17 protein-coding genes and 2 tRNA genes are annotated in these 23,627 nt (G+C 30.7%); 10 read left to right on the top strand and 9 right to left on the bottom strand.

What is annotated here, in order from left to right; translation table 11 throughout:
- Positions 1 to 41 precede the first annotated feature (41 nt).
- Positions 42 to 1,355 (top strand): hypothetical protein, encoded by a 1,314-nt coding sequence (locus PVA18_RS04120; protein WP_045804937.1) that lies wholly within the window; start codon positions 42 to 44, stop codon positions 1,353 to 1,355.
- 167 nt (positions 1,356 to 1,522) lie between these two features.
- Here the strand turns inward: PVA18_RS04120 and purE are convergent, their stop codons facing one another.
- Positions 1,523 to 2,023, bottom strand: coding sequence for a 5-(carboxyamino)imidazole ribonucleotide mutase (purE, locus tag PVA18_RS04115; RefSeq protein WP_024071737.1), 501 nt, complete (start codon positions 2,021 to 2,023; stop codon positions 1,523 to 1,525).
- Positions 2,010 to 2,459, bottom strand: a complete 450-nt coding sequence (locus PVA18_RS04110; protein ID WP_231568511.1) for a TlpA family protein disulfide reductase — start codon at positions 2,457 to 2,459, stop codon at positions 2,010 to 2,012. The genes purE and PVA18_RS04110 overlap by 14 nt, the downstream gene beginning before the upstream one ends.
- A gap of 410 nt (positions 2,460 to 2,869) precedes the next feature.
- Here PVA18_RS04110 and PVA18_RS04105 point away from each other — a divergent pair, with 410 nt between their 5' ends.
- From PVA18_RS04105 to PVA18_RS04095, 3 genes are all read left to right on the top strand, one after another.
- Positions 2,870 to 3,178, top strand: coding sequence for an integration host factor subunit alpha (locus tag PVA18_RS04105; RefSeq protein WP_045804935.1), 309 nt, complete (start codon positions 2,870 to 2,872; stop codon positions 3,176 to 3,178).
- 5 nt (positions 3,179 to 3,183) lie between these two features.
- A complete protein-coding gene (locus tag PVA18_RS04100) occupies positions 3,184 to 3,564 on the top strand; it encodes a MerR family transcriptional regulator (protein ID WP_082058915.1) in 381 nt (126 codons plus the stop codon).
- Positions 3,555 to 3,633, top strand: a tRNA-Pro gene (locus PVA18_RS04095). Before PVA18_RS04100 ends, PVA18_RS04095 begins: the two co-directional genes overlap by 10 nt.
- Positions 3,634 to 4,049: 416 nt before the next feature.
- Here PVA18_RS04095 and PVA18_RS04090 read toward each other — a convergent pair.
- A tRNA-Ser gene (locus PVA18_RS04090) sits at positions 4,050 to 4,137 on the bottom strand.
- A gap of 239 nt (positions 4,138 to 4,376) precedes the next feature.
- Between PVA18_RS04090 and PVA18_RS04085 the strand changes: the two genes are divergently transcribed.
- Complete coding sequence (locus tag PVA18_RS04085; protein WP_052692808.1) at positions 4,377 to 5,135, top strand: TRP47 family tandem repeat effector; 759 nt, start codon at positions 4,377 to 4,379, stop codon at positions 5,133 to 5,135.
- An 809-nt stretch (positions 5,136 to 5,944) separates the two neighbouring features.
- Here PVA18_RS04085 and trpS read toward each other — a convergent pair.
- Positions 5,945 to 6,946: a tryptophan--tRNA ligase gene (gene trpS, locus PVA18_RS04080; protein WP_045804934.1), complete on the bottom strand. Its 1,002-nt coding sequence runs from the start codon at positions 6,944 to 6,946 to the stop codon at positions 5,945 to 5,947.
- 134 nt (positions 6,947 to 7,080) lie between these two features.
- The gene (locus tag PVA18_RS04075; RefSeq protein ID WP_045804933.1) at positions 7,081 to 7,683 is read right to left on the bottom strand and encodes a nucleotide exchange factor GrpE; all 603 of its coding nucleotides are present in this window, start codon (positions 7,681 to 7,683) and stop codon (positions 7,081 to 7,083) included.
- 107 nt (positions 7,684 to 7,790) lie between these two features.
- Between PVA18_RS04075 and ribD the strand changes: the two genes are divergently transcribed.
- Both ribD and PVA18_RS04065 read left to right on the top strand, forming a co-directional pair.
- Positions 7,791 to 8,870, top strand: coding sequence for a bifunctional diaminohydroxyphosphoribosylaminopyrimidine deaminase/5-amino-6-(5-phosphoribosylamino)uracil reductase RibD (gene ribD / locus PVA18_RS04070; RefSeq protein WP_045804932.1), 1,080 nt, complete (start codon positions 7,791 to 7,793; stop codon positions 8,868 to 8,870).
- Positions 8,871 to 9,355: 485 nt separating this feature from the next.
- Positions 9,356 to 9,661 (top strand): hypothetical protein, encoded by a 306-nt coding sequence (locus tag PVA18_RS04065; RefSeq protein WP_156135904.1) that lies wholly within the window; start codon positions 9,356 to 9,358, stop codon positions 9,659 to 9,661.
- An 851-nt stretch (positions 9,662 to 10,512) separates the two neighbouring features.
- Here PVA18_RS04065 and PVA18_RS04060 read toward each other — a convergent pair.
- Together PVA18_RS04060 and secG are read right to left on the bottom strand one after the other, a co-directional pair.
- On the bottom strand, positions 10,513 to 12,141 hold the full coding sequence (locus tag PVA18_RS04060) for a CTP synthase (protein ID WP_045804931.1): 1,629 nt from the start codon (positions 12,139 to 12,141) through the stop codon (positions 10,513 to 10,515).
- Between the two features lie 5 nt (positions 12,142 to 12,146).
- The gene (secG, locus tag PVA18_RS04055; protein ID WP_045804930.1) at positions 12,147 to 12,479 is read right to left on the bottom strand and encodes a preprotein translocase subunit SecG; all 333 of its coding nucleotides are present in this window, start codon (positions 12,477 to 12,479) and stop codon (positions 12,147 to 12,149) included.
- 353 nt (positions 12,480 to 12,832) lie between these two features.
- Here secG and PVA18_RS04050 point away from each other — a divergent pair, with 353 nt between their 5' ends.
- The gene (locus tag PVA18_RS04050; RefSeq protein WP_045804929.1) at positions 12,833 to 13,762 is read left to right on the top strand and encodes a tyrosine recombinase; all 930 of its coding nucleotides are present in this window, start codon (positions 12,833 to 12,835) and stop codon (positions 13,760 to 13,762) included.
- Positions 13,763 to 14,319: 557 nt separating this feature from the next.
- Here PVA18_RS04050 and PVA18_RS04045 read toward each other — a convergent pair.
- Positions 14,320 to 15,006: an ABC transporter ATP-binding protein gene (locus PVA18_RS04045; protein ID WP_045804928.1), complete on the bottom strand. Its 687-nt coding sequence runs from the start codon at positions 15,004 to 15,006 to the stop codon at positions 14,320 to 14,322.
- Positions 15,007 to 15,537: 531 nt separating this feature from the next.
- Between PVA18_RS04045 and PVA18_RS04040 the strand changes: the two genes are divergently transcribed.
- Both PVA18_RS04040 and PVA18_RS04035 read left to right on the top strand, forming a co-directional pair.
- Positions 15,538 to 17,802, top strand: coding sequence for an NADP-dependent malic enzyme (locus PVA18_RS04040; protein ID WP_045804927.1), 2,265 nt, complete (start codon positions 15,538 to 15,540; stop codon positions 17,800 to 17,802).
- A gap of 164 nt (positions 17,803 to 17,966) precedes the next feature.
- Positions 17,967 to 20,600: an AsmA family protein gene (locus PVA18_RS04035; protein WP_045804926.1), complete on the top strand. Its 2,634-nt coding sequence runs from the start codon at positions 17,967 to 17,969 to the stop codon at positions 20,598 to 20,600.
- A 1,014-nt stretch (positions 20,601 to 21,614) separates the two neighbouring features.
- Here the strand turns inward: PVA18_RS04035 and lnt are convergent.
- Positions 21,615 to 23,129 carry an apolipoprotein N-acyltransferase gene (gene lnt / locus PVA18_RS04030; RefSeq protein WP_045804925.1) on the bottom strand — a complete coding sequence of 505 codons (1,515 nt, stop codon included), beginning with the start codon at positions 23,127 to 23,129 and terminating at the stop codon, positions 21,615 to 21,617.
- Positions 23,130 to 23,627: the final 498 nt, after the last annotated feature.

Here is a 23,627-nt window from a genome sequence, read left to right as displayed (position 1 = left end):
TAGTTCTTTTTCTAATGTATATCCTAATCCTAAGGTGTAATATGCTAACTGATCAAAAATTCAATCATATAAATCAAGCTTTTGCTCGTTATTCTGAGATCTTTAGGCATCACAAATCAGTGTCGAAGTATAATATGTTGTTAGCTAGTTGTACATATTTGACTATATTAGTTAGTCTGGTTTCTATTGTGGTGCTGTATCACTATAATGAATTTTTTCGGCCAATATTTAATGGTAAGTACAAACTATTTGGTGCAGAAGTACCTGTTATTTTTTCAGTAGCATTAATTATTGCTATACCGTCTTTTCTGTTATTATGCTTCTTGATTTATAAGAGGTGTAAAGATAAGCACCTAACTAGTCAACTTATGGGTGAAGCTAATAACCTTATGAGCTCTGTTGCTGAAGTATGTCAATTTTTAAAGGATGAGTTAAATACGAGTAAGCATAATATTAATATGATGATGAATAGTTATGCAAACTTAGAAGGCCGGTATAATATTCTTGCGAATCAATGTAGTAATGGCCTTGATAACCTTAATGCTGAATGCTCAAGACTTGATGTATTACTTTCTAAAGCTACAGTTACTATGGATGGTAGGTTTACAGTACTGCAAGATGTGATTGAAGATATCAGACAGAAAGTATGTGAGGTGTCTGTTTGTTATAGTCATGTTAGAGATATGGAGAATGCGTTACAGAGGTGTATCAGCAATTCATTGAAAGCAGCCAATGTAACTTTAGAGCAAAAAGTACAATTACTTCGAGAGTTGCATATTGATTTCGCAACCCCGGTAACTAGTGTAGACGGGCTGAGATGTAGTATGCTAGTTGTTATGGATTCCATAAAAAATGACGTACCAAAATCAACAGGCTTAAGCTTATTCAACAAGGATCCAATGCGTCTCTGTATGTGGAAATTACATGATAGTTTGTCAAGTGCGTTATCAAGGATGGGTACACCATTGGTGGATGTAAATTGTATTTTTGAGTTAGTAGAGGTAATAAATGAATTTTTCAGTGCCTTTGATGGGAAAGTAAAAAATCGTAGTGGTCCTGATCTGCAAAAGTTGCTAGATATTAAATTGCACGCACAATTACTGCAGATACGTCTGCTGCGCTTTTTGCTTAAACAACGCTCTACTATGCTTGTAGAGGCGTGTAGTTCTGCTAAGGATTTTGTTGGAAGTAGTGCTGCTATGTCAGAAGAGATATATGATCCTAATGTTGATGATGCACGAGTAGCTGAGGCTGTATGTTCTGAGTTGGATGTTAGTGGTGATAATCAAGGAGTGAATAACTTATCTATGGGTGCAGATAGTAAAGGTGCTACTGGTGGTAACGTTCATCCATAGTTATAAATATCTCAATAATTGAAGTGGTGGGTGGTTATGTTAAAGTATAAACTGCTTATAAAAGCTTTTTGATGTTTCTTTGTATTTTAGTGATTATGCACTTTTCTATAATATACATAAAGTAATTTATTAGCTTATAAAGGCAGAATTCTGTTCTTTAATGAAACTTATAATATATCCGGGGTTAATTTTACTGAGTCAGATAAATTCTTTCTCCATATTTTTAAGTTCTCTCTAATTTCATCATTTTCTAGAGATAAGATGGATGCTGCCATTATAGCTGCATTATATCCTCCTGATGATCCTATAGACATTGTTGCTACAGGGATTCCTTTGGGCATTTGTACTATTGATAACAAGCTATCTATTCCGTTTAAGTTACTGCTTTTTATAGGTACTCCTATGACTGGTATGTGTGTTAAAGATGCTACTAATCCTGGTAAATGGGCTGCTCCTCCTGCTCCTGCTATAATGACTTTGAACCCATTGTTTTCTGCAGATTTTGCAAATGTATAAAGTCTTTCTGGTGTTCTATGAGCAGATATAATCATTACTTCATGGGTTATGTTGAGCTCTTTTAGAATTGATATTGAATTGTTCATTGTTGGAAAATCTGATTGACTTCCCATAATGACTGCGACGTTTGTAGTGTTTTTATTGGTTGACATGATATTTCTCTATAACATCTTGAATAGTTGATTTTAACTGGGGTATGTTATCTATATTAATTATTGGATCCATTCCATTATATAAAACTGCTATGTAAGGAATATGATGATTAAATGTTATGCCTTTGGTAGTTAGATGTGACAGTAATTTTTCCATGTAGTTTTGGGGTACATTATATGGAGTAAAATGTAGATTACCTTGCTTAGATAAGAAGGATCGTAGCTTAGTTTTATCTTTATCTAATGAAATAATGATTGGATTAATATTCTCATTATCGGCAATGACCTTGTTAATTACTGGCAGCTTTTTTATGCAGCTACTACACCAAGATGTGTAGATTACTATAACATTTACTTTTGAATCTTTTATCGTTAACATCTCAGACAATGCTGTATCTGAGTTGATTTCCTTGATTTGTAATAGTGTATCTGACATGTTATTCTTTATTCGATAGTAGGAGGATATCTTGTTGATAGTAAATGCAATGAATAAACAGATGATACAAGTGAAAAATACAAAGTGTTTATCATTCATAAATGTTACCTATTTATATCTTTATGTATTGCTTCTAACAAGTACTTGAAATTTTACTATATATTATATAGTTGCTTGCTGAAAGATAATTTTGATCTATAAAGGTTATTTTAAAATATACTTTAAAGTAGGTGAATATCATTTTATGACTTTATTAAGTTAAGTCAGCATGAGATTAGAGTGGTGGTGTGGAAAAAATTAATTAGATGATAGTTTTTATTTCTATGTTTAGTATATTTATAGAATATAACCTTGAACTTTTTATCTAATAATATAGAATAAAAAGCATTAAATTTTAAGTGATTTGTGATATGACTCAAACTCTTACTAAGTCGAAGATAGCAGAAGTTATTAATAGAGATGTAGGGTTGTCTCGTGAGGATGCTTCATCTATTGTTGGGGAAATTTTAGATGAAATGGTAAGTGCGTTAGCGAAAGATCGTATATTAAAAATATCCTCTTTTGGTACTTTTAAGTCTTATAAAAAGAAAGCACGTATGGGTCGTAATCCAAAAACTTCAGAGGAATTTGTTATTAAAGAACGTAATACTGTATCATTTTATCCGTCAATGCTTGTTAAGCATTCGATTAATAGTGATGATGATACAGAAGAAAGGTAAAGTTAATGAATGAGGGTAAGCTGTTACAAAGTGAATATAGTGGTAAGCTTAAAACAATAGGCGAAGTTGCAAGAGACTTGAATGTTGAGCAGTATGTGCTAAGGTTTTGGGAAGAAAAATTTCCTCAAGTTAATCCAATTAAACGTCGTGGTAGAAGGTTGTATTCACAAGTTGATATTGATACTTTAAAATATATTAAACATTTATTATATGATAAAGGATATAAAATTAAGGGTGTACAACAAGAACTAAATAAGAAAACTGCTAAGGTTAGTAAAAATAATAACAATATGGATCACAGTATTTATAAAGAAAGTTTGGGTAGGTTACTAGATGAGATACTGAACTTGAGAGATAATTTATTAGAGAAGCTAAACGGAATGTAGCGCAGCCTGGTTTAGCGTGTCAGTCTGGGGGACTGGAGGTCGTGGGTTCGAATCCCATCATTCCGACCATTTGTTTGATGTAGGTATTGGAAAGTAATTTTTATTCTATCTTTAAAAATTAATATTATTTAGTCTTTATGCTTGTATCCGTAAGTAGTGTGTGTAGGGTTATAAACTAAGTATATATTATGTATTTTAAGTTATCTTATATGAAAGTTTGTGGTAATTTTCTACTGGAGGATAATAGTAAAATCTATAAATAGTGATGTAGTATTTGATTTTTTTAATAATATTGTCAATACATGATATGTTGCTTTATCTATAAATTATAATAACTTGTTGAATGTGCAGGTAGCATTGAAAAATTCAATAATCTAGAATTTACTGTTTTTCCCCTCCTACTATAATAGTGTTAATGAGAAGAATAACAGCTGTATAATATCATAAAAAATATATGGGAGTACTGTTGTGTTGGGCGGAAAACGCGGATGGAGTGGGATTCGAACCCACGGTACGCTATTAACGTACGTCAGTTTTCAAGACTGGTGCCTTAAACCGCTCGGCCATCCATCCAATTTACTTTTAGCATAATATTTAAAATCGTGCAATATCTCTTTAATTTGATTATTTGAATTATGAATGGTGCTTAATATTAATAAATTAGTATTGTTAGCAGAAAAATAAAAATATCACATATCGACTATTTGTAATAATGAAATGTTTCTTTTTTACTTCAGAGAAAGTTCATTTAAAACAAAATTAACACACTAAATTGTATAATTAGAGCATGCTATTTTACTAATGGTTATTGTATGCTTCATTTAACAACAGAGATTAATAATATTGATTTCTCTAATAACTTACAGATTGATAATGGGGATAGGTTTGTTGTTACAAGTAATGATATGCAGCTTGATATTGGACAAGAGGCTGGTCATGGTTATCATATTTTATTCAGAAATAATGGTCATGTTATATCAGATTTTCATGGTGTACAAGCTGAGAACTTTATATTTGATGTAAAGAATCATAATTTAAGAGCCTCTTTCTTAGTTGATCTTATGGCATCTTTTGAAGAGTTGGATCAGACTAAACATCCAGACTTCTTGATTAACATGCACACTGCAAGTGATTGTGTTTCAGGTCATGATTCTGATTGTGTTTTGAATGGGTTACACAGTCATGCTACACATGCAGGAGGTGAGGTTGGACCTTTACCTGCAGGGATAAAATCTGCAATAGATCAAATCACATCTTCAGATGAGAGTATAACAGTTCAACCTTCTGTGTCAGAAGAACCTGCAATATTACCTACTGTTACAGATAATGCATCTGACAATTCAATGGTTTCTGAAAATGTTAATGTACCTGACAGTGCAATATTTGTACCTAGTGCTGATAATGTATCTGAAGGTACAGAAGATTCTGACAATACACAAGTAAGTTCTGAAACTCAGCCTAGATCACGCTTTCTGGAACTGAGGGATAAAATACGCGACCTCGACCCTGAGTCTTTTGCACGTGAAGAACAAGTAGCTGCTCAATTTGGTGGTAAATACTTTTATTTCTAAAAAAACAAAACACTAATTTAATTCTTTTAAATGTTATAAAACTGTAGAAAATATTTCTATTTTATACTGTGCTAATTAAAGGTTTAGCTTCTATTTTTATAGAAGCTAAGCCGAGTTGTCTTAGTCAAAATTGTTGTAATCTTATAGGTACAAAATATATACTATTTTTGATATTTATGTTGTGATACCAAGTGGTGAGTTAATCTTTTATTAAATCAATAAATAAACTTTTTATTTATTCTTGTCATTGTTACTATAGAAGTGCGAGGATTGGTTTTTAACTTGTAATATGTAATTCACTTTTATAAGTTTTTGCTTATTAGCCGTACCTTTTTATAATGTAATTGCTTAAAAATATGTAAGAAAAGCTGAGTTATTATATGCTTAAGGCTATTCTATACTATAAGATTAGCTATGCCATAAAGTTTTTAGGACTATAAAAGAGTAATATAATCTCACAAATGTACCAATTTATAAGAATGGATTTTTGTTTTTTCATGTAGTGATGTTAATGTTAGACGCAATAAAAATTTTATAAATTATTAATCACCTCATTACTATTTTAGCCTGTTGATAAGGTTAACTACTAAGAATGTCTATCATCAAATTGCAAGTATTACACCTGTAGTGAATATATAGCACCAATACGTACTAACAGCTTTTGTTACTAAAGTATAAGGTGCTATATAAATTCTTTAATTTCTAGCATGTATTTATTACTTAACATTAATTATCACGTTGAAAGTAGTGCACCTATAATGAATATAGTATAAATCACATACTTAGGAGATTTTGTTACTGTAATAAGATTATGGCCAGTATCCTACGATTTCTTTAATTTCTGATACGTGCTTGTTAGCAATAGATGCTGCCTTGTTGTTGCCTGATATGATTATGTTATAAAGTTGTTCTTTATCGTCAAGCAATTCTATTACCTTATTTCGTATTGGAGCAACGTTATGAATGAGTAATTCTGTTAAGTGTTCTTTGAATTGCTTTGTAGTAAAATTTTCGATATCAATACATGCTTGTTCTATATTAATGTTTAAAAGTGTAGCGTATATACTGACAAGGTTCTTTACTTCAGGTCTACTATCTAAATTAGTAAAATTGAACCCTACTACAGAATCAGTAGTTGCTTTGCTTATTTTTTTTGAAATCATGTCATTGCTATCATATAAATTAATGCGGGTATAATCTGATGCGTCAGATTTACTCATTTTTTTCTTCCCATCTCTTAAACTCATGATTTTTGCTGACTCTTGTATAATCAATGGTTCTGGGATTTGAAAGTATTGTGTATTGTATGTAGAGTTAAAACTTATTGCAATGTCTTTAGTTAGCTCTAGATGTTGCTTCTGGTCAATACCTACTGGTACAACGTTTGCTTTATATATTAATATATCAGCAGCCATTAGTACTGGATAGCTGTATAAACCTAAACAGGATGTTGATGAATTGTTGCGACTTTTTTCTTTAAATTGAGTCATTCTGTTTAATTGTCCCATTGGAGTTATACAACTAAATATCCAAAACAGTTCTACATGTGCATGGATGGACGATTGAGTAAATAAAACTGATTTGTCTGGGTCAATACCACATGCTAAGTATGTTGCTAACGTATTTATAGTATTTTGATTTAATTCAGTTGGATTATAACTTTTAGATGTTAAAGTATGTAAATCTGCAAGAAAGAAAAAGCACTGATGCGAATTTTGTAAAGACACCCAATTACGTATGGAACCTAAATAATTTCCAAGATGTATACTACCACTTGGTTGTATACCAGATAAAACAATAGGCATAGACATAAACCATCATCCTTTAGTGACTAAATGTTACATTATATAGTAATCATATAATTATGCATGTGTTTCTTTATACATAAAAATGCATTGATACGGGTTAGCACGGTAAGAATAGACACACACCATGATAAATTGTGCTAGTCACTCTTCTTAGATATTATTACTGAAGCTGCACGTAATAGCTTATCTTTTATTATGTATCCAGGTTGTACCACATGTAGAATAGTATTATCATCTTTTTCATTATCAGTCATTTGGGACACGGCTTTATGAAACTGGGGATTAAACTTTTCTCCAATAGGATCTATTCTAGTAATATTATGACGTTCTAGAGTATTTAGTAGTTCCTTGTAAGTCATCAGTACTCCTGTATGGATGCTATCATCTTCCTTTAAGTTTTTTAGAGATGTTTCTAAGTTATCACAGGAGCTTAATAAATCACGAGCAAAGTTAGAAATTGCATATACCGATGTATCATCTATATTCTTTTGCATGATACGTTTAACATTTTCTTTGTCAGCAACCGCTAAACGAAATTGGTTTTGAAAATGTGCTAATTGTTCTCTTAATTTATCTAATTCTGATAAATCTTCATGCAATTTCTCTTTCTTCTTTAACCCTGCTGTGAATTTTCTCTGCGGAGCTGCTTGAGGTTGATTAGATTGAATTTGCTCATCAAGTTTTTCGTCAGACTTGTTATGTTGTGGACTTTTTGTATTGCTATTGCCGTTATCACTCATAATTCTAAACTTGTTTATACACTCTAAGGAATATATAGTAACATTATAAGAAAATATCAAGAGTTATGAGTTTTATCAGTATGGTTTTTCTGTGTTGTTAATATTTTATGATGCATTACGATAAGAAATTTATGTCTCTGGCATTGAGGATTGCAAGGCGCGGTCTTGGCAATGTATTTCCAAATCCAACAGTTGGATGTATAGTGGTGAATCGTGGAATAATAGTAGGACGTGGATATACGCAGGTTGGTGGCAGGCCACATGCAGAAGTTATAGCATTAGATAATGCTGGACATCTAGCGAAAGGTTCTACTGTGTATGTAACTCTTGAGCCATGTTCTCACTATGGACAGACAGGACCTTGTGCATTGAAATTGATAGATGCTGGTGTAAAGCGAGTGGTAATAGCTGCTAGGGATCCTGATGTACGTGTGTCTGGAAATGGTATAAAATTATTACGTGATGCAGATATAAATGTAAAGTGTGACGTCATGTATGAGGAAGCACGAGAGTTGAATATTGGATTTTTCCATAGTAAAATCAAGAATAGACCTTTTATTACAGTAAAGTTAGCATCTACTTTAGATGGGAAAATAGCGTTAAAGAATGGGAATAGTAGATGGATTACAAATGAGCTGACTCGTAATTGGGTACATAAGCAACGGTCTATGTATGATGCGATTATGGTTGGTAGTAATACTGTTGTTCAGGACAATCCAATGCTTAACACTAGAATTCCTGGTTTAGAGTGTTGTTCCCCAATAAAAATAGTGATTGATCGTTTTGGGAAAGTTTGTGATTATCATAATATAATAAAAACTTCTAATGTTATTCCTACGTATATTTTGACAAGTGACCCTTCTAAAATAAAATTAGGTAAGGCTAGTTATCTAATAGTTGAGAGCGGGGATAATTTCTTAAAAAGTGCAATGAAGATGCTCTCTATGAAGATAGGTATTACTCGATTGTTTGTTGAAGGAGGTGGTATTTTAATTACAGAATTACTAAAAAATCAATTAATTGATAAAATTATATGGTGTAGATCAAATAAAATTTTTGGTAATGATGCGATATCGTCTATTGGTGATTTGAATATATTGACACTACAACATGATTATAGTTATAGAAAAATAAATACATTGTATTTTGGGGATGATATAGTGGATATTTTAGAATGTTATGAGTAAGTAAAATCCTGTGGATTAGTATGATGTTGATAATTGTTTAATGTCATAGGACATGAAGTCTATCAAAAGTTTGGTAATTTTGTATAATTTCGAGAAAAGTATATATTATGTTTGGGAGTCATATTGTAGGTTATTTAGAATGTTCTGAATGGGTAGTATTCTTTTCTTGTGATGTTAGTAGTTATTTAGAAAACACTTTAAGTATATAAAAATTTCAAAGCTTAGTAGCTGTAGTTCATAACTGTATATTGTGATTATTATTACTTTTTTTAAATATTTTTATAGAATTAATATAGTGCATATTTTTGATTGTGATTATATGTAGTAAAAATATTTATTGTCTTATAAATGGGCAAAATATTATAGGAAATATGTTGTTTAACGTTGTGTTTGTACGTTATCTAGTATATAGTTTATAGTGGTGTTATGATTAGTTAGTATTTAATTAATATATACGCCACATGTTATATAAAATGAGGATAAATATGTTACAGATATCTGAAAGGAATCTGCAAGGATCTCCTCAGATTGAATTACCTAATTCTTCTCAAGAGATTCAGTTGTCTGATATTGATAAAAGAGTCAGTGTTGATCCGTATGAGTTAGGGTTGCTATTGGCTGGGTTTTTTAGTGCAATGAATTCTTTCTCTTATAGTTGTTCGCAGTATCATCATTGTTATTATTATGATTGTTGTTATGATCCTAGTTGTTATTTTGATTATACTGCTAGTGATTGTTGTGTGCGTCCTAAAATGCAGGATAATTTACTACAAGAATATTCAGAGTCATAAAAGATAATTATTGGCTTTCTAAAGTTTATAGGAAAGTAGCTCTTCTATTGTATGTAGTGAGGTTGTTGGTTAGTTTTACTGTATGGTTATAACTTTTTTCATATGAAGTTACTTTCCTTGAGTTGTTTGGTGATTTTAGTCTTGAATTCTATAAGTTATTCTCTGTTTATGTTTTATGCTGTGTTAGGTATGTGTGGTCCTCTTTTACTGTTTTTTTATAAATTTGGGTGACTATAAGACTAGAGCTTGTGATTTGTTATGTAATGCAGTATAAATATTTGAGGTGACTTTTTAAATGATGCTGTGTTGTGTATGTAGTTTTTAATGTTTTAATGTGTATTTCTTAGGCATTGTTGTATTTTGAAATTGTGATTAAATCCTCATATTATGAAACTTATGTTACATGCTATTGTAACCTTTATTGAAAGTTTTTTATAATTATTTGAAGTGCTTTTTTCTTAATTAATCAATGTGACTTTGATATATCATGTGCCCAGTGGGTGAAGTAGTAGTAAACTTAAATTATAGCAGTTTTTGAATTTATTCTGTTTTTAGTAATTCAATACAGTTTTGATAGATAATATGTAAATACTAAAGAAAAAGACTTGGTGCAATTTTAGGGAAAGTTGTGTCCTGATATGATATAAATGTTTTTGAGTTTTTTCTTGATGATTTAGTACAGTTTTGATCAATACACAACAGGTGAAAAGAACTTGCTTCTGAATTCAAAAATTATATCTCAGTAGAAATATAGTAGTCTTTAAGTTTGTAACTTCCCTAATGGGCTCAATATAGTTTTGAATGAGCGAGAGAACAGAGGTTTGCTTTTGATTCCACTGTATTCCAGTTAATTATGAGTCTGTGAGTTTATTTTTTCTTGATGATTCAATGGAAGCTTTGATAAACGATATAAATAATGGGTGAGAATGAAAAGGACTTGATTTAAATTCTGGATGGAATTGCACTCCTATAAACCATGGGTGATATTTTAATTCTATAACTTCTATTAAGCTGTCATTGTTATTATTTGATTTACCTGTAAAAATTAATCCATGCTGTTCTAATAAATTCTTATATTGTAAATTGAATGTGTACCTATGCCTTCTTCTTTCATTGATTACTGATTGTTGATATATTGAAAAAATTTTGGAGTTTGAATCTAAATAACACGGACATGAACCTAATTTCATGCTTCCACCCAAGAAATTTTGCTGTAATTCTGGCAGTTGATGTATTACAGGGTTTTTACAATATAGATTAAATTCTGTAGAATTAGCATCTTCTAAATTAGCTACATTATTTGCGAATTCAATTATAGCAAGCTGCATTCCCATACAGATGCCTAAAAATGGAATCTTATTAACACGTGTATGAGTTATTGCTGTAATCTTTCCTTTAACTCCATCATCACCAAATCCTCCAGGTATTAATATGGAATCAACATTATCGAATACATGTATTTCATCGCTGTCTAATGAGCGTGAATCTATCCATTTAATGGATAGTTTTACCTTATTGTGAATTGATGCGTGTTCTAGAGCTTCAATTAATGATTTATAAGCATCAAGTAGTTTAATGTACTTTCCTATTATTGCTACGTTTATTGTCTTTGTTAATGTATGTGAAATGTTTAATATATTTTCCCATTTTCTTAAGTCTGGTTCAGGTGAATTAATGTTAAAATGGTTTAGTATTTGTGTGTCTAAATGATAATTGTGATAAGAAATGGGTAGTTCATATATGTTTTTGACATCTAATGCAGGAATAATATTTGTTGGTGAAACGTTACATAGATTTGCTATCTTATCTCTTTGTTCTTTTGATAAAGGGATTTTACTACGGTAGAGTATTATATCTGGTTGTATACCTACAGAACTTAATTCTTTTACAGAGTGTTGAGTAGGCTTTGTTTTCAATTCCATTGCTGCATCAATATATGGGACCAAAGTTAAATGGACAAATACAGTGTTATTTTTACTAAGTTTGTAGCCAATTTGTCTTATAGATTCAAGGAATGGCTGACTTTCAATATCTCCTACAGTACCGCCTATTTCACATATGACAAAATCTAATCCATCAACATTATGTAAAATAAAAGAATTAATAAGATCAGTAACATGTGGGATAATTTGTACTGTTTGTCCTAGATAATCCCCCCTTCTTTCTTTTTTTAATAAATTGTGATATACTTTACCAGTGGTTATATTATCATTTTTTGTTGTCTTGACTCCAGTAAAACGTTCGTAGTGCCCTAAGTCGAGATCTGTTTCTGCTCCATCATCAGTTACAAAAACCTCACCATGTTGAATTGGACTCATTGTTCCAGGATCTATATTAAGATAGGGATCTAATTTTCGCAGACAGATCTTAAATCCTCTGGCTTGTAATAATGCTCCTATGCTAGCTGCAGCTAACCCCTTACCTAAAGAAGATACGACACCTCCAGTAACAAAGATAAACCTAGTTGAAGTTTGATTCATATACCTTACTGATTAAATGGTATGCTATCCTCATTGTTATGTTCTGCAGCAGGTAGGTTATGTACCTTACTCATATCAACGATTTTTCTGACAATAGATTCCTTATGCACGCTTTTAGCATTTATACCAACCAATAGGATTGTATTAATAATAAAAGCAGTACCAATGATAACTGTAAGCTTAGTAATAAAGTTAGAGGATGACCCAGTTGTAAACATTGAGTCTAAACTACTTTGTGTACTTCCAAACCCACTTAAATTATCAGATTCTGGTGGTTGTAATAATATTAAAACCACTAATAAAAATACTAGTACTAATTGTATAACTGTGAAAACCATATAGAAACAATAACGATATTAAGTACATAATTGATTTATACATTGTTTGTTATTTTGAGTCAAGGATTGCAGAGATTATAGAAAATATAGTTTTTGACTAGTAATATTAATTCAGGAAGGTACGTTATGCATCGATGTATATGAATTGGTGTTTTTTAATGTTTCAGTCACATGTTTTACACTGTATCAGATGGATAATATCGTACAGTTTGCTGAGGTTCTTAGTGCTATATTAGTGCATATTATGAAAAATTCATAATCATTAGTACAGTTGCTGTACAAGTATTTTTGTTTATTATTACAATAAATTTACTATGTGTTAGAATTCAAAGATATGCAAATGGTTAGTTAGTATGGATAACCAAAAATATGTGAATATTTTTCTTGAAGCAATAACAGCGGAAAAACATATATCTCATAATACCTATCAGAGTTACAAAACTGATTTATTTGGACTTTGCGAATTTATTGATAGAGATAATCTTCTATTAACAGATACTAATATCAATGAGTTACAAAATTATGTCAGGTTTTTATATGAGAAAGGATATAAAGCAAATACTGTATCAAGAAAAATATCTGCTATTAAAAATTTATATAGATTTTTATATAAGGATAATATAATTGAAAATGATCCTACTTTATATCTAGATTTTCCTAAATTATCTCGTTCTCTTCCAAAAGCTTTAAGTTTTGAAGAAGTTAGTACATTACTTGATGTTGCTGCTTTAGATGTCTCTCCTGATGGAAGGAGGGTCAATGCTATTGTTAATATATTGTATTCTTCAGGTATGCGAATTTCTGAGTTAGTATGTTTAAAATTTCGTGAAGTAAAGGAGGCGTTAGATCATGGTAATACAGAAATATGTCATATGAAGATTCAAGGCAAAGGAAAGAGAGAGAGGATAATATTACTAAATCTCTTTGCCGTGACAAGTATACAGAAGTATATGGAGGTTTATGAATGTTTTGTTCCTAAGAGATGTAAACTATCACAATGGTTATTTCCTGGGACAAAATTTGATAACCATGTAACAAGGCAAAGGGTGGGTCAACTATTGAAAGATCTAGCAGTAAGTGCTGGTATTGATGCTACTCGCATGTCTCCTCATAAACTTCGACATTCTTTTGCGACCCATTTGTTGAATAATGGATCAAATATTATTTTTATACAAAAGATGTTAGGACATGCTAATCTAACAACCACGCAAATATATACTCATATTGCCAGTGAAAAACTAAAAAATGTATTACTAGAATTTCATCCGTTAAGTGATAAATAAAGGTTATATGTATTGAGTAATGGTAAAAATGGTTTATATGGCTTTGCTGGTGAAGTAGCTAGTTTTATTAAAGGCAACATATGACTTTAGAGCTAATATGTTTCAATAAATTAAGCTACAGTATTATACATATTACATAACTCTTGATATTTTTTGTAGTAATAAGCAATTTTTAGATTAATGATGAATGTGCTTTTTATTTAGGGTTGCAATCTGTATTAAGATAGGCAATATTAGCATTGCTGTTATTCTATCATTAAGTTTAAGTTATTTTTGATAGTGGAAACACGTTGTAAAATTTTCTAAGTTCATTTTAATATTAGTAATGCTATAGATTCTGAAAGTATAAAAATTTAAGTAAAGGGATGATAAAGGCATTGTCTTTTTATTAATGAAGATGTAGAGCGTATTTATATCTTAGATCCAGCTAATCAATGCTGTAGATTTTACTTTGTTGGAACTTTAGGTTTATGTAATGATGTATAAATCTCAAACCCAGTAAAAGGTTTAGATGAAGGGAATGATAAGGACGTTGTTTTGTATACATTGAACTTTATTTAATTACTATTATAACTCCTTAACGTGCCTGAGCATATCTCAACAACGCGACATGCTTTCTGAGCTAAACTGTGATTATGTGTAGCAAGAAATATGGCAATACTTTTTTCTTTTGCATACTCTTGTAATAAAGAAAATATTTCAAGTGCAGTGCTGTTATCTAAACTGCCAGTTGGTTCATCTGCTAAAATTATTAAGGGATAATTGATTAAACTTCTTGCTATTGCAACCCGTTGTCTTTCTCCGCCAGAAAGTTGTGATATTGACATTGAGAATTTATCTTGTAAGTTTACACGTTTTAAAATTTCCATGGCATTTTTTTTTGCAATGAATTTACTTTGACCTATAATAATTTGTGGCAGCATCACGTTTTCTAATACTGAAAACTCTTGTAGTAGATGATGAAATTGATAAATGAATCCTAAAAAATGACGACGTAAATAAGTTTTATCTTTATCGGAGGTTTTGTTTGTACACTCTATGTTGTTTATAAATATACTCCCTGAAGCTGGAGTGTCTAGTAATCCGGCAATGTGTAATAATGTACTTTTACCAGAACCTGATCTTCCTATTAAAGCAACGATTTCTCCTTTCTTTATTTGTAAAGTTGCATTTATTATAATGGGTATTTCATTATCTTTTCCAAAAGATTTGCTGATGTTAGATAAAGCAAATACTATAGACATGTCTTATCCTATTACAGTTCTATTTCACGATATTAACATGTATATATTGCTAAGACTATTAATAATGCCCATATATTCATAAATAGTGTGTTTAGGTTTATGTTGATATTTATGATGTGGTAGTCTTAAAAAACCACACTTATGCTTATAGATTAGTTAATGTAATTTATATGTATAAATAGCTTATTGATATGTGATGGTTTGATTACATTTTATATGTTATGAAGAATATTATTATAATTCAAAGTGTTGTTTTTAACTATTGTAGTGCCAGTTTATAGAAGAGTAATATATTGTATGAAGGTTTTAAAATATGTGAGCATTGTACGTGCCGTTAACAAAAAGTTACAATTAATAAAACATTCATTTAATGAGTACATGTGTTTGTATATGGTAGTATCAATATATATCTTTTTATTGTTTATTAAAGACATTGTTAATGTCAATGACGTTTTGTTAAAAGCTTGACATATTATGTTGTCTAGCAGTATACAGGTGAGGCTTTAAAAGAAGTGTTATTTGAGTATTTTTATGGTAGATCTTGAAAATAGTGGTTTTGATGAAAAGAGAAAGGAAACCCTTGAATTCCATTGTAAGGATTCAAAGCCTGGGAAAGTTTCCCTATTACCTACTAAACCTTTATTAACACAGAGGGATTTATCATTAGCATATTCTCCTGGTGTTGCAATACCTTGTTTAGAAATAGCTAGAGATCCTGATTTAGTATATGAGTATACTGCACGAGGAAATTATGTTGCTGTGATTTCAAATGGTACGGCTGTGCTTGGATTGGGTAATATAGGACCTTTGGCATCAAAACCTGTTATGGAAGGTAAGGCTGTTTTATTTAAGAGATTTGCTGATATTGATGCAGTGGATATAGAAGTTAGCACTTCTGATGTAGATGAGTTTATTAATGCTGTAAAGTATTTAGGATTAAGCTGGGGGGGCATAAATTTAGAAGATATAAAGGCTCCTGAGTGTTTTATTATTGAGAAAAGATTAAATGAAGTAATGGATATCCCGGTATTTCATGATGATCAACATGGTACTGCTATTATTGTAACTGCTGGACTTATTAATGCTCTTGATATTACAGGTAAAAGCTTTAAAGATGTTAAAATAGTCATAAATGGTGCTGGTGCTGCAGGTATTGCATGTCTTGAAATGATAAAATTGATAGGGGTTCCTGCTGATAATATAACTTTGTGTGACCAAAATGGGGTGATATATAAAGGTAGACAGCTTGGAATGAATGAATGGAAAGAAAAGCATGCAATTGAAACAAAAGATAGGTCTTTGAAAGATGCATTAGTGATGGCTGATGTGTTTCTTGGATTATCAGTTAAGGATGTTTTGAGTAGAGATATGCTGCTGTCTATGAGTAAAGATCCTGTCATTTTTGCTTTAGCAAATCCAGATCCTGAAATTAATCCTAATATTGCACGTGAGATTCGACCTGATGCCATTATAGCTACTGGCAGATCGGACTATAATAATCAGATTAATAATGTAATGGGATTTCCTTATATATTTCGAGGTGCGTTAGATGTGCGTGCTAAGTCAGTTAACAATGAAATGAAAGTAGCTGCAGCAAATGCAATTGCTATGTTAGCACGTGAATATGTTAGCGATGAAGTATCTGATGCTTATGGTGGTCGTAAAATGAATTATGGAATGGATTACATTATACCTACTCCATTTGATCCTAGGTTGATTACTGTAGTATCTCCTGCAGTTGCAAAAGCTGCTATTGATTCTGGAGTTGCTAGGAAAAACATAGAGAATTGGGATGAGTATACTAAGCAATTAGCATCGAGATTGTCATTAACTTCTAATGTACTTAATATGATGTATAGTGCTGTTAAATGTGATCCTAAAAGGGTTATTTTTTCAGAAGGGGAAGAAGAAAAAATAATTAAGGCTGCTGTACAGTGGCGTAATCAAGGATACGGATTGCCTATACTTGTAGGGCGTATTGATAAAGTGCGAGAAGCATTTGACCGTTTGGGTATTAAAGATGCAGAAGGTATAGAGGTTGCAAATGCAGCAATTTCTCAACGAAATGATGAATATACAGACTATTTATATAAGAGATTACAACGTAAAGGGTATTTATATAGGAGTTGTGTCAGAGATGTAAAGACAGACCGTAATGTTTTTGCGGCGTGTATGCTTGCATGTGGTGATGGTGATGTGTTGATTACTGGGATGACAAGAGGGTATTCTGCTTCTATTAATGATGTACAAAAAGTAATAGGTTCTCAGGGTGTTGTATTTGGCTTGTCAGTAATTGTAATGAAAGAACGTACTATATTTGTTGCAGATACTGCTATACATGAATCTCCAACTCCAGAGCAAATTGCTGAGATAGCAGTTCAAGCATCTATGCAAGCTAAGAAAATGGGATATGAACCTCGTGTTGGTCTTATTTCTTCCTCAAACTTTGGTAGTCATTCTCAGGAAGATGCTAAAAAGATGAGAAAAGCTATAAAAATTTTAGATAGTTATAATGTTGGCTTTGAGTATGATGGTGAAATGTCTGTTGATACTGCACTTAATTCAGAATTATTAACATTATATCCTTTTTGTAAATTAACTGGTGAAGCGAATATTTTAGTGATGCCGACTCTTCATAGTGCTAGTATATCTTCTAAGCTATTACAAAGAGCTGCTGGAGTGTCTGTAATAGGCCCTATTTTAATTGGTTTGGAAAAGCCTGTGCAAGTTGTACAAATGTCTTCTTCTGTTTCTGAAATTCTTAATCTTACTGTGCTTGCATCTTCAAATATATAGTAGTTTTAATCTTCCTTATAGGGTAGTTGCATGTATATGATATATAACTCTATTAATTATTTATTAAGTGTAGTTATTTATTACGTTATGCTTTTCCTGATATTTTTATACATGATTAATATTATTTGTGATAAACAAAGAGTAAATATTATTTTGGTTCGTTAATGAGATTGTTAATATATTCTGGTGGAGTTATTTTAATATTTCTATTGTTTTTAATAATTTCTCCGTTCTTTATTAATTGGAATTCTTACTATACATCGCATGTGCTTAAACAAATAGAAGATATATCAAGTGATATAACTGTAAAAGGGGTAGGGAACATTACTGGGAAATTTATTTTACCTAAAATTGTAATTAATAATTTATATATAGAAGGTCATAGCAAACTGTTAGATCGTAAATCAACAATATTGGTTAATCAGCTTGAATTAAAAATATCATTGTTATCTTTATTACTATTTTCTCCTAAAATTGATACGGTTACTGTAGATGGATTAAATATTTCATTGAGGAATCTTATAGATCTATTTTCTTCATCTCGACATGAAAGTTTTAATATAAGAACATTTAATATTGTTAATAGTGTTGTTAATACAAACTATGATGGTACATCTTTTAATAGTAAACCTATGTCAATTAAAAATGGTACTATAAACACAGTTAATGGTGCAAGAGTAATAAGTGGTTTATTAAGTATTGGTAAAAATGATTATAACTTAGTTGCTAACGTATCACCAGATGGGGAACATAATAGGATTAATGTGGATGTTTATTCTCAGTTAACAACAGTAACTTTGTCTGGTATGGCTAGTGATAGTAAATTTGATGGTATGATATTAGCTAATGGGAGTGACTTTTCACAGTTTATTCATGATATTTCTGAAACAAATAAGACTTCTATCTTTTCTTTTATTAATTCACATGAGAAATTCTCTTTGTCTAGTAATGTGAAATTGTCAGATAAAGCTTTTGCATTAAGTGATTTCAAAATATTTACTGACAGTGTGGAAGGTATAGGAAAAGTTGTTTGTTCAAGTTATCTGTCGTGTGATAGTAACATTGATTTTGCAAAAATTGATATAGATCGTTTATATGGTCTTAACCGTGAAGAGGGTGTATATAAAAGAGACTCTCGTATCCTTGATTACTTCAGTACATTGATACCTGAAAATTTAAACTATAACATTAAAGCTAGTGCTAGGAAAATAAAATATCATGGCAAGGTATCTACTAATTTAATAATAGATTTGGCGATATTACAAGGAAAAGTTAATGTTAATAAAATGACAGCAATATTACCTGGAAATAATAATGTATTATATATTGAAGGTAATGTTGATAGTAATGATTTAATTTCTAGTTTTCATGGGAAACTTAAGATAATTGGAGATGACTTTTATTCGTTTGCTAAGTGGTTATTTCCAATACAAGTTGATTCAAAACCTAGTAGTGGATTTTCTATACAGAGTGATTTATATATAGCTCCTAGGGTATTTTCTTTATCTCATATTGAGGTATTGACTGAGAATTTTGGGGATATGAAAGGACAATTAAAAATAAAACATGATAAGAAAAGTAGCTCTGTTATTGGTGATGTTGAGATATGTAATATTGATTTTAGTCAATATACAATAAATGAGGGATTAAATACAGAAAACTTTATGCTGATGAGATGGTTAAAGGACATAAAGTATAAAATAAATGTTGATACTAATATTAATAATTTTGTTATTCAAAAGCAGAAAGTTGATAATCTGAGCTTTTTAGTAAGTATAGTGCAAGGTAAGTTTGGCATTAATAAAATACGCTTTCATGGTGCTGATGGATCTGATCTTAATGGATTTATTAAAGCTTCTATTGGATCTCAAGATTTAAAGCCAAAGATATTAGTTAATCTTAAAGGTAATAAGTATAATACTGCTTTTATAAAATTTCCTTCTTTGATACGTAATATTTTTGATGAATCAAATAAAGTAAATAATATAAAATGGTCAAATGAAGATTTCAAGTTCTATGGATTGGAGCATGTAGATGGTAACATTGATATCAATATTAAAAATTTTGTTTCTAGAGATAGTACCTTAGTTAATTTTGTATTGTCATCTAGTTTGAAAGATAATTTGATGTCTATTAACAAGCTTATGTTTAAAGTAGATGATGGATTTGTGTCAGCTAGTGGTAAGGTAGGTATGGGATCTAATACTTCTTCATTGTCTGCTGTTATATCTATAGCTAATGTTGGGGTAAATAGCTTGCTTAAGTATATAAATGTTAATGGAGTTACTGGAAATGTGAGTATAAGTGGTAGCATTCAAACTCAAGGGAGAAATTTAGTTGATTGGGTTAATGCCTTAGATGGTAAGATGGAAATAGTTGCTAAGGGTGTGAGTGTTGCTGGGGTGGATTTTAACAAATTTATTGTAGAATTATTAGATGTTCAAAGTAAATCAGATGTTGCTGCATTAACTCAGATTGGATTATATAAAAATAATACAGTATTTAATTTTATTAATGCTGGAGCTAATATAAAGAGGGGTAATATTTTATCTGTTTTGCAGTTTGCAATTGATAATGCTAGTGGTGTAGCATCCGCAAATATTTCTTTATTGCAATTTGCTGTAGTATCTAAAGCTAGATTATCATTTATGCGTTCAGGGGCATCTTCTCCTTCTAATATAGATATGTCAGTGTATGGTCAATTATGGCAACCTAAGATAAGTTTTAACGTTAATGCTTTATATGAAGAGATTGTGATGGTAAATAATCGAGCTATATCAGCACATGATGAAGGTTGATTGTTATTCTGTATCCCGTTGGTGTATCGTTCTCATTTAGTATAGATGTGTTATTGCTGGTCAATTGTGGAACCTAAGATGAGCTTGACATTAATTTTGAAAGATTGATGGAGAGAATTAGTCCGATCTGTATTAGCACATGATGAAAATTAATTACATTGTTGTAAGGTTCGATGTTGTGTATACGTCCAGGAGGGATATATCTTCTCTAGTATAGATATGTTATTGTATAGTCAGTTTGTGAACCTAAGATAGGTTTGAGTTAATACTCAATATGGAGAGATTGTGGGTAGAAGTAATTAATCTATACAATTATAATGAAGAACTCATAAATTAAATAATTCTTTTGAAAAATACAATATGATTATTTCTTATGTATGCAATTAAGTAATGTTAAGAATAATTTGTGTAGAATAAAAATTTGATGTAAGTTAAGAGGTTATTAAACTTATATACGTTGAGTGTGAAATTAGCTTTAGACTATCATAATTGATCATGTGATGTTTTGTGAAAAAGCAAGGTAAATTAAAATTGTGTGGAGATCATTACTTTTCAGAAATTTTATTGATAGTGTTAATTATGGTAATGGTAGAACTATTTCTAATACTATGTTTTAGGTAAATTTGTCACTTGCTTATTGATATTGGGTAACCAGACAATATAAAAAAATGGATAAATAATATATTGACTGAATGCTAAGTTGTATTATTAAGTATATATTTTTGTTGATAATATTTTCCTGTGATTTAGTACGATCTAATCGTGTAATAATGTTATTTTGCCTGTGATATTAATTTCGCATAATATAATTATTTATAATGTACGTGTTTTTTCATATCTGTAAGAGTAAAATTTGGCAGTGAACTTTTGTTATAAAGTGATTATTGTTAATTCTAGAGTGTGAAAAGATGGTGAGTTCTGATGTTCGAGTTTTTATAACCCAATGTTTCCTAGTGTTTCTAGTCTAATGAAAACCTCAACTGATTGATATAAGTAGGAAGATTTTGAATATTATCAACTTCTGTGAGTCTTAAGTTTAGATAGTATAAACCTTGACAGTACTAATATCAACATGATTAGTGTAGCAAATTGGATAGTAATGAATTTATTCAAATATCTAGAATATATAGTTCCTTCACTTATGTGGTAGGGTAAATATGAATCAATTATGCCTTCTGTCATTATAGGTAAAGCATCAATAATTCTTCCATAACTATCTATTACAGCAGAAACACCACTGTTTGCTGCTCTTATGGTAGGTAGCCCATTTTCAATGCTTCTTACGCGATTAATTTCTAAATGTTGATAAGGTTGGGAACTTATACCAAACCAACCATCATTTGTAATGTTAATGATCCATTGCCCTTTCCTACACCTACTTGCAACTTCATTGCTAAAAATGGATTCATAGCATATTAAAGGTATAAAAGGACTTTGATTATTTAACGATATAGATTTTTCTTTGTTTGTTCCTGGGTTATAATTAAGCTTGTCTGCGATATCTTGAGGGATCAGATTTTTTAGTATGGATGGTATGAATTCCCCAAATGGAACAAGGTGCAGTTTATCGTAATAGTCGATTATTTGTCCGTTATCATTAATAACAAATAATGTGTTATAAAATTTATTGTCTGCAAATCTTGTGCCTCCAGCAATTAAGAATTTTGGGATGGTGAACTTAAGATAGTTTTGTATTGAACTATTGTTTGTACCAGTCAAGAATGGGAAGGAATTCTCTCCCCAAACTACATGTGTTCTTGAATTTAGACCATATTTGCTGGTTAAGCGTAGATATGTTTGAAATATATCATATTCTAATTCTTCATTTCCATTCCAATGACTTTCAGTGTTTCCTTGTACTATGCGTATGGCTACATCATGATTATATTTCTGTTCTTGATTGTTTAATAGTCGGTTGCTTCCATAAATAAACATGCTTACCAGTGTTAGTAATGCAATAATGCATGAAGAAATGCTTTTATCTCTTATACACACTCCAGCAGCTGTACTACAGAATATAGCAAGGAATTCCATACCATATGTTCCAAATAATGAAGCAGTTTGCAACATTTCTGTAGAGAAAGACCAAGAATAGGCAAACAGATTCCAAGGTGCTATGTATCCTAATAACATTCCAGCAATGGTGAAAGATAACGAGAATGTTATTAATCCAAGTAGTTTTTTGTAATTAACTGTATAACTAATTGCTGCGGCTGTGGCAAATAATAATGATAGAGATGCTGAAAGGACAAGGGTAAAAGGTATTAGTGGCCAAAAGATTTTGCTTTGAATGATTAATGGTACATTAACCCAATATGAACTGGCAGTGAAATACCCAAAACCAAACCACCACCCACAAAAAAAAGCTTGTTTTGTGCTTTGGGTTTGTGACAACACAACATAGAAGCCAGAAAATGCTATAAGCAAAGCGATGAACATGTGGAAAGGTGCCATAGATATAGCTCCCATCACTCCTAGCATCATTGCTAGTGTATAGTTGTATTTTTTATAAACATTATCTTCTATCAATTTGATTGCCCTGAATTAACCCCTAAATATACCAAAAAAGAATAGTATACTAACTATTGTAAATATTTTTTATGTTATGTAAAGCATAAGACTTTATTATTTAATGGTCAGTGTTTTTTATTAATAAATTAAAAAAGTTAATATACACACTATTTTAAGTGTTGATGAGATAAATGGTATATATAAATGTAATACTAAAATATTTAATAGCAGAAAATTTCTACTGTGACTAGAATTGGTTAATACTTACATACATCACTAATACGCAAGTTATGTATTATTTTTTAATACTGTAAATTGTTGAGTTGAATGTAGTAATTTACGATGTAGTAACATGGATTCTTTAAAATTTTGTGTTATTAAAAGACGAAATATCTCTACATGGTTTTGTTATAAGGAGTTTTACTTAGAAAAAGTGTAGCTGTTGAGTAATAAGTATTTTGAGTTATAAATAATTTTAAGGACCTTTTATAGGGCTAATTTTTTTGTGTGTTAGTT

Source organism: Ehrlichia muris subsp. eauclairensis (assembly GCF_051097115.1).
In the GTDB taxonomy this organism is placed as follows: domain Bacteria; phylum Pseudomonadota; class Alphaproteobacteria; order Rickettsiales; family Anaplasmataceae; genus Ehrlichia; species Ehrlichia muris.
Note: the sequence above shows the minus strand (reverse complement) of the source record. Positions and strands in the feature narration are given on the sequence as shown.